Source organism: Ruegeria sp. AA3 (assembly GCF_056542905.1).
In genome coordinates this window covers 99,401-113,353 of sequence record NZ_JBQGAQ010000011.1, presented here as the reverse complement: position 1 = coordinate 113,353, position 13,953 = coordinate 99,401, and the positions used below count along the sequence as shown (strand labels likewise).

The 13,953-nt window shown below is 55.3% G+C and carries 9 protein-coding genes; all 9 read left to right on the top strand.

The window, feature by feature from the left end; translation table 11 throughout:
- The first annotated feature begins 45 nt into the window (after positions 1 to 45).
- The 9 genes from ACR0JR_RS17630 to tssB all read left to right on the top strand — a co-directional run bounded on the left by ACR0JR_RS17630 (position 46) and on the right by tssB (position 13,930).
- Positions 46 to 540, top strand: a complete 495-nt coding sequence (locus ACR0JR_RS17630) for an Hcp family type VI secretion system effector (protein ID WP_010443396.1) — start codon at positions 46 to 48, stop codon at positions 538 to 540.
- Positions 541 to 625: 85 nt separating this feature from the next.
- Positions 626 to 1,447: a type VI secretion system accessory protein TagJ gene (locus ACR0JR_RS17625; protein WP_480457223.1), complete on the top strand. Its 822-nt coding sequence runs from the start codon at positions 626 to 628 to the stop codon at positions 1,445 to 1,447.
- Positions 1,440 to 1,934 carry a type VI secretion system baseplate subunit TssE gene (tssE, locus tag ACR0JR_RS17620; protein WP_480457222.1) on the top strand — a complete coding sequence of 165 codons (495 nt, stop codon included), beginning with the start codon at positions 1,440 to 1,442 and terminating at the stop codon, positions 1,932 to 1,934. Before ACR0JR_RS17625 ends, tssE begins: the two co-directional genes overlap by 8 nt.
- A gap of 4 nt (positions 1,935 to 1,938) precedes the next feature.
- Complete coding sequence (tssF, locus tag ACR0JR_RS17615; RefSeq protein ID WP_480457221.1) at positions 1,939 to 3,816, top strand: type VI secretion system baseplate subunit TssF; 1,878 nt, start codon at positions 1,939 to 1,941, stop codon at positions 3,814 to 3,816.
- On the top strand, positions 3,780 to 4,850 hold the full coding sequence (gene tssG / locus ACR0JR_RS17610; protein ID WP_170775585.1) for a type VI secretion system baseplate subunit TssG: 1,071 nt from the start codon (positions 3,780 to 3,782) through the stop codon (positions 4,848 to 4,850). The genes tssF and tssG overlap by 37 nt, the downstream gene beginning before the upstream one ends.
- Positions 4,851 to 4,852: 2 nt before the next feature.
- Entirely contained in the window at positions 4,853 to 7,570 is a 2,718-nt protein-coding gene (gene tssH, locus ACR0JR_RS17605) for a type VI secretion system ATPase TssH (RefSeq protein WP_480457220.1), read from the top strand.
- A gap of 62 nt (positions 7,571 to 7,632) precedes the next feature.
- The gene (locus ACR0JR_RS17600; protein ID WP_010443402.1) at positions 7,633 to 8,868 is read left to right on the top strand and encodes a hypothetical protein; all 1,236 of its coding nucleotides are present in this window, start codon (positions 7,633 to 7,635) and stop codon (positions 8,866 to 8,868) included.
- Positions 8,869 to 8,931: 63 nt separating this feature from the next.
- Positions 8,932 to 9,789, top strand: coding sequence for an ion transporter (locus ACR0JR_RS17595; protein WP_480457219.1), 858 nt, complete (start codon positions 8,932 to 8,934; stop codon positions 9,787 to 9,789).
- Positions 9,782 to 13,930, top strand: a complete 4,149-nt coding sequence (tssB, locus tag ACR0JR_RS17590) for a type VI secretion system contractile sheath small subunit (protein ID WP_480457218.1) — start codon at positions 9,782 to 9,784, stop codon at positions 13,928 to 13,930. Before ACR0JR_RS17595 ends, tssB begins: the two co-directional genes overlap by 8 nt.
- The last annotated feature ends 23 nt before the right edge of the window (positions 13,931 to 13,953 follow it).

The following is a 13,953-nucleotide window of genomic DNA, read 5'->3' as shown; positions in this document are numbered from 1 at the left end:
CCTCGAATATCTCAGTGTCATCATTAGCCCTTGAAGGAAGGTAAAATGGAAAACGTATTCATCAAGATGGACTTCCCCGGTGAGGCCAGGGAAAAACAACATACCGATTGGATCGCTTGTAAAGAGATCAGCTGGGAGGTCGCGCGCACCCTGGATATGGGCGACATGGGCACCACCCAGCGTGGTTATGCGAATGCAAATTTCGGCAAAGTCACGCTGAGCACCGAGCTCAGCAAAGCCTCGGCCAAGCTCATGACCTATGTTGCTTCGGGCAAGTCCAACGGCGAGATGACGATTCATCTGTGCCGGTCGGGTGACGATGAGAAGAAAGGTATGGAGCCATATCTGATCTTCACCCTGCGCGACGCTATCGTCGACAGCTATTCGGTTAGTGGGGGCGAAGAATCGATCCCATCAGAACAGTGGACCGTTGCGTATCGCGGCATCTCGATCAAGTACAAGATCGCCGATTTCAAAACCGGCAAACTCAGCGACTGCAACGAGTTCAAGTGGAATCTGGAAACCGGCGACGTCAGCTGATTTTTGGAGAAAAAAATTGGCTTTGGCGGTATGTTTTCCGCCAAGGCTGTTTCCTTTTTTAACATCCTGACGACGCGAGGGCTTCATGACGCCGGAAGAACATCTAAGAACAGGCGATCTGACTGCCACGCTAACTGCGCTGCAAGATAAAATCCGCGCAAATCCAGCCGATGCAAAGCTACGAATTTTCCTGTTTCAATTACTTTGCGTCATGGGAGATTGGAAACGCGCGATCACTCAGCTGAAGCTGAGCGCGGAAATGGATGAGGCGGCCACAATGATGGCCAAGACCTATCGCGAGGCCATCATTTGCGAAGTGTATCGCGAAAAGGTCTTTGCGGCCGAGAAAACTCCGATGATCTTTGGCGAGCCCGAAGAATGGCTGGCGCATCTGATCGAAGCCCAGAAGCTGACCGCGGGTGGGAACCTTGAACAGGCTGCCGAGATGCGAGCGAAAGCCTTCGACGCGGCCCCCGCAACGTCAGGTACCGTGAATGGCGAAACGTTCGAATGGATCGCGGATGCCGACATGCGTCTGGGTCCGGTGCTGGAGGTTATTGTGAACGGGCGCTATTTCTGGCTTCCGTTTGCTCAGATTGCTCGACTTGAAATCGAACCACCCAGCGACCTGCGTGACGCCGTCTGGACGGCCTGCACTTTGACTGTTGCCAGTGGTGGAGAAATTGCGGCGTTGATCCCTACCCGATACCCGGGAACGACAGAACACGGAGACGATGCGGCTCGGTTGGCGCGTGCGACAAGTTGGGTCGATGCGGGATCTGATACCTTTACCGGCCTGGGTCAGCGCATACTGACCACGGACAAATCCGATATTGCTTTGTTGGATGTGCGCGAATTGGTACTGAACGTGGCCGCCGGGGCCGGGGAAACGGCAGGAGATGGCTGAGAAGACCCTTGCCGAACGCTTGCAGCCTTCGCTTCTGGATCGGCTGACGGACGACGCGCCGGATCAGAAAAAGGAAGGGCGCGACTCTCGCGTGATCGACGTGGGCCGCCTGAGAGAAATCATTCAGCGTGATCTGTCCTTGTTGCTCAATACCACAGATCAATCCGATCTGATTGACGAAGATACTTATCCCTACGCGTCGAAATCTGTTCTGAATTACGGCATCCGCGAAAGCTCGGGGTCGTTTTCAACACTGCGACAAGCCCAGCGAATCCAACGCTCTATCGCGGATTCGATCGAGGTATTCGAACCTCGTATTATGAAGGGCTCGGTCTCGGTTGATTTGCGGTCCGAAAAAGGATCGGGCGAAATGCATGTAGAATACGATATTCGCGCTGTAATGTGGGCTCAGCCGATGCCTTTGGAGCTCTACCTGCGCAGTCGCGTTGATACTACGACCGGCGAAGTCGCGATCGAGCGGAGTTAGTGCGATGGATACCCGCCTGCTCAAACACTACGAAACTGAACTGGCCTTTCTTCGCGAAATGGGGGCAGAGTTCGCTGCCGCTTATCCCAAGATCGCGTCCCGTCTGGGGATGGAAGGGATCGAAGTTGTCGATCCCTATGTAGAACGCCTGCTAGAGGGGAGCGCTTTTCTGGCGGCGCGCGTGCAGTTGGAACTGGAAATGCAGTTCCCGACATTCACGTCGAACCTTCTGGAAATAGTCTATCCACATTATCTGGCCCCGACTCCATCCATGATGATTGCGCAGTTTGAACCGGACGTTGGCAATGCGGCCCTCAAAGAGGGCTATACGATTCCACGTGGTGCGACGTTGCGTTCATACTTGGCGGAAGGGGAGCAGACCGCGTGTGAATTCAGGACCTCGGCCGACATGACGCTGTGGCCGATTGAGATTACCGAAGCCGAATACATTGACGGGCGCGGTGAACTGGTCGCAGCAGGTGTGGCCAAGGAAACTGACGCCCGGGCTGGCATCCGGTTGCGTTTGAGACGCACCGACGGCGAACCTATGACAGAACTGGGTTTGGACGATCTTGTGCTGCATCTGGACACCCAGAGCGGCAAGGCATGGGCGCTTCATGAATTGCTGGCGACTCAATGCGTGGGCCTGACCGGGCGGTCGACAGATCGGCGAGCAGACTGGACCGTTCGCCTGAACCAGGCAAATGTTATCCCCAAAGGGTTTGAGCCTGAAGAAGCTTTGCTGCCGACGCCGCGCCAGTCTTTTGACGGCTATCGTCTGTTGCAGGAATATTTCGCAATGCCCGAACGTTTCCTGTTTGTCGAATTGACCGGCTTGCAACAGGCTTTGAAACAGTCGGCGGGCAGTGATGTTGATATCTATATCCTGCTGCAGGACGGGATGCGCGATGTCGCTCCGGCGGTTACGCCTGCGGCGTTTGCGCTTAACACGGTTCCGGCTGTCAATCTGTTTCACCGCCGATGTGACCGGGTTCATATCACGCAAATGGACACCGAGCACCATGTTGTGCCGAACCGGACAGCTGGTTTGGATTATGAGATATTTTCGATTGATCGCGTGACTGGGATTCAGTCCGATGAAGAAGGGGACATTCCTTTCCGCCCATTCTACAGCGACACTGATCTGACAGCTGCGGGCGATAACCAATCTGCCTATTACACGGTCAAGCGTCGGATGCGGCAACGGAACGAAAAAGAACGGTTGCGCGGAGTTCGCACATCTTATCTGGGCTCTGAAGTATATCTGACGCTGGTGGATCGGGCTCAGGCACCTTACCCCGGATCGCTTGACCAATTGGCGGTTGAGGCGCTGTGCTCGAACCGGGATCTTCCTATGCTGCTTGCGGCGGGAGGAACAGATGTGTTCCATCTGCCAGAAGGTGGACCAGTTAAATCGGTACGCACACCCGTAACCCCAACTCGACCTCATGCGACGTTGGCTCAGGGGGATGCAGCCTGGAAATTAATCAGCCATTTGAGCCTGAACTATCTTTCGATCTCTGGTGATGGCGCGGAAGGCGGTGCAGGCGCGCTGCGCGAGTTGTTGGGGATCTATGCTCCTCTGGGAAATAGGGTGACCGAAAAACAGTTGGAGGGCGTGGCGTCTGTTACCAGTCGCCCAATCGTGCGTCGGATGAGCGACGAAGTGCTCAGCACAGCCGTGCGCGGTCTGGAGATCACGTTGGGGTTTGATGAAAGCTTTTACGAAGGCACCAGCGTATATGTTCTGGGTGCCGTGCTTGAACGGTTCTTCCGTAAATATACGACGATCAACAGTTTCACGGAAACCGTTCTGAAAACCGAAAGACGAGGAGAGATTGCCAGATGGCGACCAGCAGCCGGCCTGGGCAGGATCATTTGAGCCTGCTTGCCGCGCTGGCGGCAGACCCTGAAAGGCATCATGTCTTTCAGGCGCTTCGGGTGATCGAGGCGCATTATTCCGATGCACCGAGGTTGGGCGAATCCCGCCGTCCGCGCGAAGACAAAGTGCGGTTGGGACAGGATGTGTCGCTGGCCTTTCCTCCCAATACTCTAACCCGTTTTGAACCGGCGTCAGAAAACGCTCCCGGCAAGCTGAACAACCTATTCTTTGGATTCTTCGGCCCGCAAGGCCCTTTGCCGTTGCACTTGACGGAATTCGCCCGCGACCGGCAACGTAATCACCGCGATCCTACTTTTGTCGCTTTTGCCGACATGCTGACGCACCGAATGATGAGCTTGCTGTACCGCGCATGGTCAGCAGCCGAACCGGCCCCCAGCTTTGATCGTGGGGATGATCCGTTCGAACAGCGGGTGGCTGCTTTGGCCGGTTTTAAAGGGCAGTCGTTCGTAGATCGCGATGCGATGTCGGACATTCTACGCCGATTTTTCGCCGGGCATCTGGGATCGGGCACCAAGACAGCTGAAGGTCTGATCGCGATACTGTCCGACTATTTCGGCGTCGAGGCACACATCCAACAATTTGTAGGATCCTGGTTGGAACTTGAGCCCGATGATACCTGGCAACTGGGTGGGCCCGCTCGTCTGGGACAGTCAACCAGCATCGGGAGCCGGGTTTGGTCTCGGTCGGCCAAATTTCGAATCCGGATAGGGCCGGTTTCACTAGAAGACTACAAACGCCTGCTTCCCGGCGGCCTGTCGCAGCAGCGGTTAGAGGCGATCCTACGCACCTATGTCGGCGACACTCTGGATTGGGAGATCAATCTGGTTCTGGCCGGTGACGAAGTGCCCCGCGCATCGCTGGGCGGCACGACGCAGCTGGGTCACACAAGCTGGATTAAAAGCCGCGATGAAGCGGACACAACCCAGCCGGATGCAGATGATCTGATCCTGTACCCCGGCTACACGACACAAGAATTCGAGGCCAAAGAACTGGCCCCCAACGAGAGGTATTGAATATGACGGAAATCAGCCGTGTTTCGCTTTTCGGCAAGCTAAACAAGCTGGGCTATCAAGCGATCGAAGGGGCCACTGTATTTTGCAAGATGCGGGGCAATCCTTATGTCGAGATCCAGCATTGGTTGCATCAAATCCTCAATGGCCAAGACAGCGACATTCACCGGATCATCCAGCACTATGATCTGGATCCGGGCAAGATCGCGTCGGAACTGACCCGCAGTCTGGATATGCTGCCGCGCGGGGCGTCCTCGATCTCGGACCTCTCCGACCACTTAATGGATGCGATGGAACGCGGCTGGGTCTGGGGGTCGCTTTTGTACTCCGATAGCAAAGTACGCACGGGTTATCTGATTTTGGGCATGCTCAAGACGCCCGCATTGCGCAATATTCTGGGCAGTATGTCGCCCGAGCTTGCGAAGATAGGCGCAGATGATCTGGCCGACAGCTTTGCCGCGGCCACAGATGGTTCTCCTGAGGATACGTTGGGCGCACAGGATGGTTCCAATGTTGGGGGCGGGGCCGAACCTGGTGAGGCCAGCAGTGCGATGGCACCCGGCGCGATGGGTAAAGGTGAGGCGTTGGAGCAGTTCTGCACTGACCTGACCGAACAGGCGCGCAACGGCGAGATCGATCCGATTGTGGGTCGCGATGAGGAAATCCGCCAGATCGTAGATGTGTTAATGCGCCGCCGTCAGAACAACCCGATTTTAACTGGTGAGGCTGGCGTCGGTAAAACGGCTGTGGTTGAAGGGTTTGCGCTGCGGATTGCCCGTGGTGACGTGCCACCTGCATTGAAGGATGTGCGCTTACTGGTGTTGGATGTGGGTCTCTTACAGGCCGGGGCCTCGATGAAGGGAGAGTTCGAAAACCGCCTGCGTCAGGTGATTGACGAGGTGCAGGCCAGCCCGACGCCGATCGTAATGTTTGTTGATGAAACGCATACATTGGTTGGTGCTGGTGGAGCCGCAGGTACAGGAGATGCGGCCAACCTACTGAAACCAGCGCTCGCGCGTGGTACATTGCGTACAATCGGCGCGACTACATGGGCTGAATACAAGAAATACATCGAGAAAGACCCGGCCCTGACCCGCCGTTTCCAAGTCGTGCATGTTGAAGAGCCAGATATTCCAAAAGCTGTCCTGATGATGCGCGGTATCGCCTCGATGCTGGAGAAACACCATCGTGTGCAAGTTCTGGACGAAGGGATCGAGGCGGCGGTGACGCTATCGGCTCGCTACATCCCCGCGCGTCAGTTACCCGACAAATCAGTCAGCCTACTGGACACCGCCTGTGCCCGCGTTGCGGTATCCCAGCACGCGGTTCCGGCGGAAGTCGACGACAGCCAAAGGCGAATCGAGGCATTGACGACTGAGTTGGAGATCATCGAGCGGGATGAGACAGCAGGGTATGACGTAGCCGAGCGGCGCGAAGCGGTGAATGCCGCGAAAGTGGCTGAGGAAGCGCGACTGGCAGAATTGACTGGACGTTGGGACGCCGAGAAAAAGGTGGTCGAAGAAATTCTCGACCTGCGTGCCAAGCTGCGCGAGGGTGGTCAGGAGGTTGAGGGAACTGGAACAGCCGAGGGTGAAGCCGCGACCGATGAAGCCCCGGATACGCAACCCATCGACCGGGAGGCACTGCTGGCCGAATTGAAGGCCAAGAATGCAGAACTGGAAGTGTTACAAGGTGATAGCCCGCTGATTCTGCCCATCGTGGATCATCAGGCGGTGGCCAGCGTCGTCGGTGACTGGACAGGTATCCCTGTCGGCCGCATGGTCAAAGACGAAATCGAGACCATCCTGAATCTCGAAGAACGGCTGGCCAAGCGTGTGATCGGTCAGGACCACGCGATGAAGATGATCGCCAAGCGGGTTCAAACCAGCCGTGCCGGACTGGACAATCCGAACAAACCGATCGGGGTGTTCATGCTCGCTGGCACCAGTGGTGTTGGCAAAACGGAAACTGCACTAGCACTGGCCGAGGTTTTGTACGGTGGCGAACAGAACGTCATTACGATCAACATGTCCGAATATCAGGAAGCTCATACCGTCAGCAGTTTGAAAGGAGCACCTCCGGGTTATGTCGGCTACGGCGAAGGCGGTGTGCTGACCGAAGCGGTAAGACGCAAACCGTATTCGGTAGTTCTGTTGGATGAGGTCGAAAAGGCGCATCCTGATGTACACGAAATTTTCTTTCAGGTCTTCGACAAGGGCGTGATGGAAGATGGCGAGGGTCGCGTAATTGATTTCAAGAATACTTTGATTCTGCTGACTTCGAATGTCGGGACCGAGATGATCATGGATATGTGTGCGGACCCCGACTTGATGCCCGACCCCGAGGGGATGGCCAAAGCGCTCCGTGATCCGCTGCTCAAGGTTTTCCCGCCCGCGCTTTTGGGACGTTTGGTCACGATCCCCTACTACCCGCTGAGCCCCGAAATGTTGGGCGAGATCACCAAACTGCAACTGGGCCGGATCAAAAAACGTGTTCAGGACGCTCATGGCGTGCCCTTTGAATACTCTGACTCAGTGGTCGAAGAGATCGTCAACCGTTGCCAGGAATTGGACAGCGGAGGTCGCATGATCGACGCGATTGTGACCAATACGATGCTGCCTGATATCTCGGCTGAGTTTCTTCGTCGTATGATGGAAGGGCACGAAGTTTCAAAAGTGGTGATCGAGGTCACAGACGGCGAATTCACTTATGGGTTTGACTGACAAAGGCCGCCATTCGGACGGATCATAACTCAATAGAATATCGCCAGTGGAGGAGTCCCAAGATGGCAAAGACTACAGTTACGAAGCACAAGTTTTACGTCGTCGATCTGATCCGGTCGAAGCCAAAGCTTGAATACATCGAAATCCCGAAATACCGGGTTGATGTAGAATTCGAGATCACGAAATCGGGTAAGCTGAAAAAGCCCGCGCCGGTACCCTCAACCGCGCTGAAACGTCTGGAAGATGCCGGCATGAAGGTGCTGGAGGATTACGAAAAGACGATCACTCAAGAGGCTGTCCGGCTCGACAAAAAAGTCGGGGAGTTGATGAAGACGCCTGGGAAAAAATCCCAGGACGAGGCGGAAAAGCTGATCCAGGGCGTCAATCAGTCGATCAAGAATGCCATGGCCTCCGCCGAAGGTGCGGCCAAGGTGGCGATCGAAAAGAAGCTGAAAGACGAAGCGAACAAAGACAAGCTGCTGAAAGAGGCACGCATAAAAACCACGGTGAAAGTAACCATGGGCGTCATCAAGATCAGTGGCGCAGTCGCGAGGTTGGTGGCATCTTCGGGCGCAGATGCGATGGCCTACAAGACCATTGCCAAGCAAGTGTATTCTCTGGGCAAGGAGCTTCAGCAACAGCTCAAGGGTGAGGAAAAGCTGCGCAAGGATCTGTATAAGGCAATCCAGAATTACATGAAGTTGCGTGAATCTGTCATCATGCAGGCGGCCGAGCGACAGGGTATCACGGATACATCCGGTATTTCGCCGAAAAAGCCGTTGGAGGCGATTAAGAAATTCACCGCCAAAGCTATTGCGATGGGTGAGGAAGTTACAAAGGGCAAAGACCCCAAGACTATCGCCAAGAATATGCTGGACTTCGCAGCGAAAGCGGTGAAAGGCAAGGCAGAGGACGCAAAGAAAGCGCGCGAGAAATACCGCGAGCATACGACGAAGACACGTCATAAAGTGGATGATCTGGGCGCTTCGGCAGACAAATTGATGAAGGCGGCCAGAGGCTCCAAGACCCTCAAAGAAGGGATCAAGTTGGGCGCTGAATGTATGAACGTCAAACGCTCGGCCAGTGAACTTTCAAAGAAGCTGGAAGATCGCGAGAATTTTCTAAATGATATGAACGCGTTGATGGAAGGCAATGGTCTGAAAGTGGATGACACCGCGATCATCGACAAGATCAAGGCGTTGGACAAGAAAACCATCGCGACGGAAGCCAAGAACATGTTCACCAACATCAAGACCGTGAAAGGTATGATCGACAATATCAGCGACGCTGTAGGTTGATCGAACCCTGACACGTTGGGCGCGCCACTTGTGCGCCCAACAGATGCTAGACGACAGGAGGCCATGTTGGATACCGGTATCGAGAAGAGCGAAACGCTCCGCGACACCGTGCGTGCATTTGTTGAACGCAAGGCTGTGACCAACACCATTCTTGGCGTGATCATTTTCAATGCGATCACGCTGGGATTGTCGACTTCGGCGTCCATACAGGCCAGTGTTGGCCATCTCCTGACCACGTTTGACAGCATCGTCCTTGGTATTTTTGTAGCCGAGTTGCTGCTGAAATTTTATGCTTACCGGCTGAGTTTCTTCAGAAATGCATGGAACATCTTTGATCTTGTGGTCGTGACACTAGGCCTGTTGCCCAATCGCGATGGCCTTTCAGCCTTGCGAGGGCTGCGGGTCATTCGCGCTATGCGCCTTTTGTCAGTCATTCCGCAGATGCGCGCTGTGGTACAGGCGTTGCTTGATGCGTTGCCGGGCATGGGCGCAGTGATCATCATGATTTCGATCGTGTTCTATGTCTTTGCTGTCATGGCTACGCTGATGTATGGCCCCGATTTTCCCGAATGGTTCGGCACGCTGGGCCGGTCCTTGTATTCGCTGTTCCAGATCATGACGCTGGAAAGCTGGTCGATGGGCATCGTGCGTCCCGTGATGGAAACATATCCAACTGCGTGGTTATTCTTTGTCCCATTTATCGTCATAACTGCGTTCTCAGTGTTGAACCTGTTCATTGGTTTACTGGTCAATACGATGCAGTCAGCGGTCGAAGACGAGTCAGTCGAAGAGTTTTCGCATCTTCGGGAACTGGTGCGCAGCGAAACGGACATTGTTGATGATCGTGTTAAGGAACTGCTTGTCGAAGTGAAAGCGTTGCGTCGCGAGGTTGCGGAGTTGAAAGGGCAGGGCGATGGCTGACAGTTCTCAGAAGTTCATTGCACGCAATAGGGCGCCGCGGGTTCAGATCGAATACGATGTCGAATTGTACGGGGCCGAGAAAAAGGTTCAGCTACCGTTCGTGATGGGAGTTCTGAGTGATCTGTCCGGGAAGTCTAAGGCAGAAGCCGTCTCGATTTCTGACCGTAAATTTCTCGAGATCGACGTCGACAATTTCGATGAACGCATGAAGGCGATGGCTCCTCGTGTTGCGTTTTCTGTGCCCAATACTCTGACCGGTGATGGCAATCTGTCGGTGGACCTGACATTTGAGAAGATGGGTGATTTCAACCCGGCCCAGATCGCGGCCAAGATTGAACCGCTGCAGAAACTACTGGACGCGCGCACTCAGCTAGCCACGCTCATGGCCTATATGGACGGCAAGGCCGGAGCCGAGGCGTTGATCGAAAAGATTCTGGCCGATCCTGGACTGTTGGCGACGCTGGCAAGCGGCCCGGTTGAAGATCCTGACCCAGCGTCGACACTGGATGCATTGCGGGAGTTGGCCCCCGAGGACGCTCCCGAGGATCACTCAGTGGCCGAGGCATTGGCGACGCTGCCCCAAACCGAGGTCGTCGAACATCCGGATGAGACGTCAGACGTCTTATCGAACCTATCTGTCAATGCTCCCGAAGACCCGCCTGAGGATACGTCCCTGGACGATGCTTTGGCTTCATTACCGGAAGCGATTGCAAGCGACGACGAAACCGACATGACCGCTGACGTGCTGTCTGATCTGGCAGGTGCAACCCCCGAAGAGCCCGTAGAAGATACTTCGGTCGAAGAAGTCTTGTCTTCAGTTCCAGACATGGCAGAAGACGAGGCGCAAGATGAGGCAACAGGTATTTTGTCCGACCTCGCAGATCAGGCCTCAGATGCTGTTGCCGAGGACAATTCCCTAGAAGAGGCGCTATCGTCCCTCCCAGAGACAGAAGAAGCAACCGAAACCGATTATTCCGAAATCCTGTCTGACCTTGCCGAAACAGAGCCGGAGGTCGAGTCTGAAGACAGTGGTGTTGATGATCTGCTTGGTGAACTTGCCGAAATGGCGCCGGTTGAGGACACCGCGAAGGATAGTTTAGCCAGCGATGCTCTGGCGTCGCTGCCTGATGTTGTCGAAGCCGAGGACATTGACGACAGCAGTGACATCCTGTCCGATCTCGCTGATGTTGCGCCAGATGATGCCCTGGATGACAGCACTGTAGATGGCCTGCTGAGCGACCTCGCGGATTTGGCACCGGATGACGAAGCGCTGGAGGATACCTCCTCAGCAGACGCGTTGGCCTCGCTACCGGTCATTGAAGAGGCCGATGACGACGACGAGAGTGATGACATACTATCCGACCTTGCCGACGCTGCGCCCGAGGAGGACACTGAAGACAGCAGCATCAATGATCTTTTGGGCGATATTGCCGACATGGCACCAGAGGACATGGATCTGGATGATGAAGCGGATGATATCCTTGCAGCAATTCCGGATCTCGATAGCGCGGATGACGCAGAAGATTTAGATGATGTTCTCGGCGATCTGGCAGAGAACGTTCCCGAGGAAAGTGCGGATGACGGTGACGATCTGGATGCTTTACTAGGCGATTTGTCAGACAGCGCGACCGAGGAGGAGACCTCGGATGAGGTTGAACTGGTCGATCTGCTCGGAGACCTGGCCTTGGATGATGAGGGTTCCGAGGCTACTGCGGAGGAAGCAGACGGGGACGATTTGGACCTCGATGATATTTTCGAAGATGACTCGTCAGACGATAACAGTCCCGTATCAGAAGGCGATACCGACGACCTCGATCTCGACGATCTGCTAGACAGCGACGCGACCGAAGGAGAAGACGCTGGGGATACTTCTGAGGCGGACCTCGACGACTTGGATCTGGACAGCCTGCTTGGCGATGACGACACGACCGGCGAAGCAGAAGAAGCTGAAGACACCGAGACCGATCAGGACGATTTGGATATAGACAGTCTGCTGGACGACACGGATGAAGAAGATCCTGTGCCTGATGAGCTGGATGACCTCGATCTGGACGATCTGCTAAGCAGCGATGCGTCTGAGGATGATGACGCGGCGGAAATATCCGAGGAAGACCTCGACGATTTGGATTTGGACGATCTGTTCAACGAGGATGACTCCTCCGATGACGCATCAGGATCCGAAAGTGCCGAGACTAATCTGGACGATCTTGATTTGGACAGTTTGCTGGAAGACTCGGATGAAGAAGAGACTATGTCCGATGACGCAGATGACTTTGATTTGGACGATCTGCTGTCGAACGATGACGAATCCGAGGGCACCGATAACGAGGTCGCTTCGGAAGGGGCCAAACCGGATGGGGAACCGATGCTCGCTTTTGGGCGGATGAGCGCCGACAGGCCCGATCCTGAACGCTTGAAGCGTAGCCGTTTTCGTATAGCAGTTTTTGGCGATTTCTCGGGCCGTTCTGCGAGGGGCCAGATCGAGACGGGGGACGCTTTGGCCGCGCGCAAACCGATCCTGCTGGATCCGGATACGATTGAGGATGTGATCGCCGGCTTCGCCACCACACTTGTGCTGCCCATCGGGAAGGATGGCGCAGGGATTGAGGTGAAACTGAATGAGCTCGACGACCTGCATCCCGATGAGCTGTACGAAAATGTTGAGCTTTTTGAGGGTCTGGCGGGCCTGAAAGGCCAATTGAGTTCCGGAGCAACGGCGGATCACGCGGCAAAACAGCTGACCGCATGGGGAGAGGAATTTGGCCAGGCTGTGGTTCCACCGCGCAAGTCTTCGGGTGGCAACACCGTACGAGCTGATCTGAAACTGAGCGATTTTCAGAAGCTGATCGGTGATACCGGCGGTGAATTGGCGCAACCCTCTCCGGTGGACGATCTGTTGAAGCGCGTGGTTGGGCCGCATATCCACAAACTACCCAGTCCCGACGTCGCCGCTATGCAGACTGCGGTAGATGACGCGCTGAGTACGGCGATGCGGCTGGTTCTGCATCATCCCGAATTTCAGTCAGTCGAGGCGCAATGGCGCAGTCTGGATTTGATCGCCCGCAGCGTCGAAGATGACGATACGCTGGATGTGATCCTCTACGATGTATCCGCTGAAGAAATCGCCGCCGATCTGGCCGCCGAGGAGGATCTGGCCCAAACCGGGCTTGTGCGTTTGCTGACCGAAGAACCCCTGGACGAGGAGAACGGACGCGGGGGATATTCTGCGCTGATCGGTCTTTATACTTTCGAGGAGACGCCGCCTCATGCAGAACTTCTCGGGCGCGTGGGCCGGGTTGCTGCACATGTGGATGCGCCCTTTATCAGCGCTATTACACCCGCCTATCTGGACATCAAGAAAGACGACCGCCACCCATTGGTGGTCAAGGCTTGGGACACGTTTCGCATGATGCCTGAAGCCGGGCACGTAGGGCTTGCATCGCCACGCTTTCTGCTACGTCGGCCATACGGGGCCAAGTCCGAACCAATCTATGAGTTTGAATTCGAGGAATTCACCGAGGCTGAAGGATTGCGCGGAATGCTCTGGGCCAATCCAGCGGTGCTGGTGACGATCCTACTTGCACGGTCTTTCAAGCAGAATGGCAAGGCGATGAATTTGGGTTCAGTCATGAGCCTTGGTGGAATGCCTTATCATTTCGTAAACGACCGCTATGGAGATCAAGTGGCTCTGCCCTGCACCGAGCGCAATATCAGTTTGGACAACCACGAACATTCGGTTCAGCGCGGTTATATGCCCCTGCTGTCTGTCAAAGGGCGGGATGAGATCAGGCTGGGATCGTTCAATTCGGTCGCTGGTCAGGAGCTGCTAGGGCCGTGGTCAGGCGTCCCGGCCCCAGCGCCATCACCTGATGTGCCGGTTGAGCCCGAAGCGGAAGAGGTGACCTCAGACGACGAGTTTGATCTGGATGATCTGGGTCTGGACGATGATGCCGATCCAGATCTGGACCTTGACGATGACGACAACTCGGATCTGGATGACGATGAGTTCGACTTGGATCTTGAGGACGAAGACTCTGGCGGTCTGGATGATTTTCTCTCGGCATTTGATGATGATGCCGGGGATGACGGGGATGAAGATGAAATGGACCCGGAACTGGCGGCTCTGCTGGCCGATCTGTAACGGCGTGTCGAACATGATTTGGA

What these genes read in the sequence shown, in the direction of transcription:
- ACR0JR_RS17630 (WP_010443396.1), top strand. Translation starts at nt 46, where the DNA reads ATGGAAAACGTATTCATCAAGATGGACTTCCCCGGTGAGGCCAGGGAA.
- ACR0JR_RS17625 (WP_480457223.1), top strand. Translation starts at nt 626, where the DNA reads ATGACGCCGGAAGAACATCTAAGAACAGGCGATCTGACTGCCACGCTA.
- tssE (WP_480457222.1), top strand. Translation starts at nt 1,440, where the DNA reads ATGGCTGAGAAGACCCTTGCCGAACGCTTGCAGCCTTCGCTTCTGGAT.
- tssF (WP_480457221.1), top strand. Translation starts at nt 1,939, where the DNA reads ATGGATACCCGCCTGCTCAAACACTACGAAACTGAACTGGCCTTTCTT.
- tssG (WP_170775585.1), top strand. Translation starts at nt 3,780, where the DNA reads ATGGCGACCAGCAGCCGGCCTGGGCAGGATCATTTGAGCCTGCTTGCC.
- tssH (WP_480457220.1), top strand. Translation starts at nt 4,853, where the DNA reads ATGACGGAAATCAGCCGTGTTTCGCTTTTCGGCAAGCTAAACAAGCTG.
- ACR0JR_RS17600 (WP_010443402.1), top strand. Translation starts at nt 7,633, where the DNA reads ATGGCAAAGACTACAGTTACGAAGCACAAGTTTTACGTCGTCGATCTG.
- ACR0JR_RS17595 (WP_480457219.1), top strand. Translation starts at nt 8,932, where the DNA reads ATGTTGGATACCGGTATCGAGAAGAGCGAAACGCTCCGCGACACCGTG.
- tssB (WP_480457218.1), top strand. Translation starts at nt 9,782, where the DNA reads ATGGCTGACAGTTCTCAGAAGTTCATTGCACGCAATAGGGCGCCGCGG.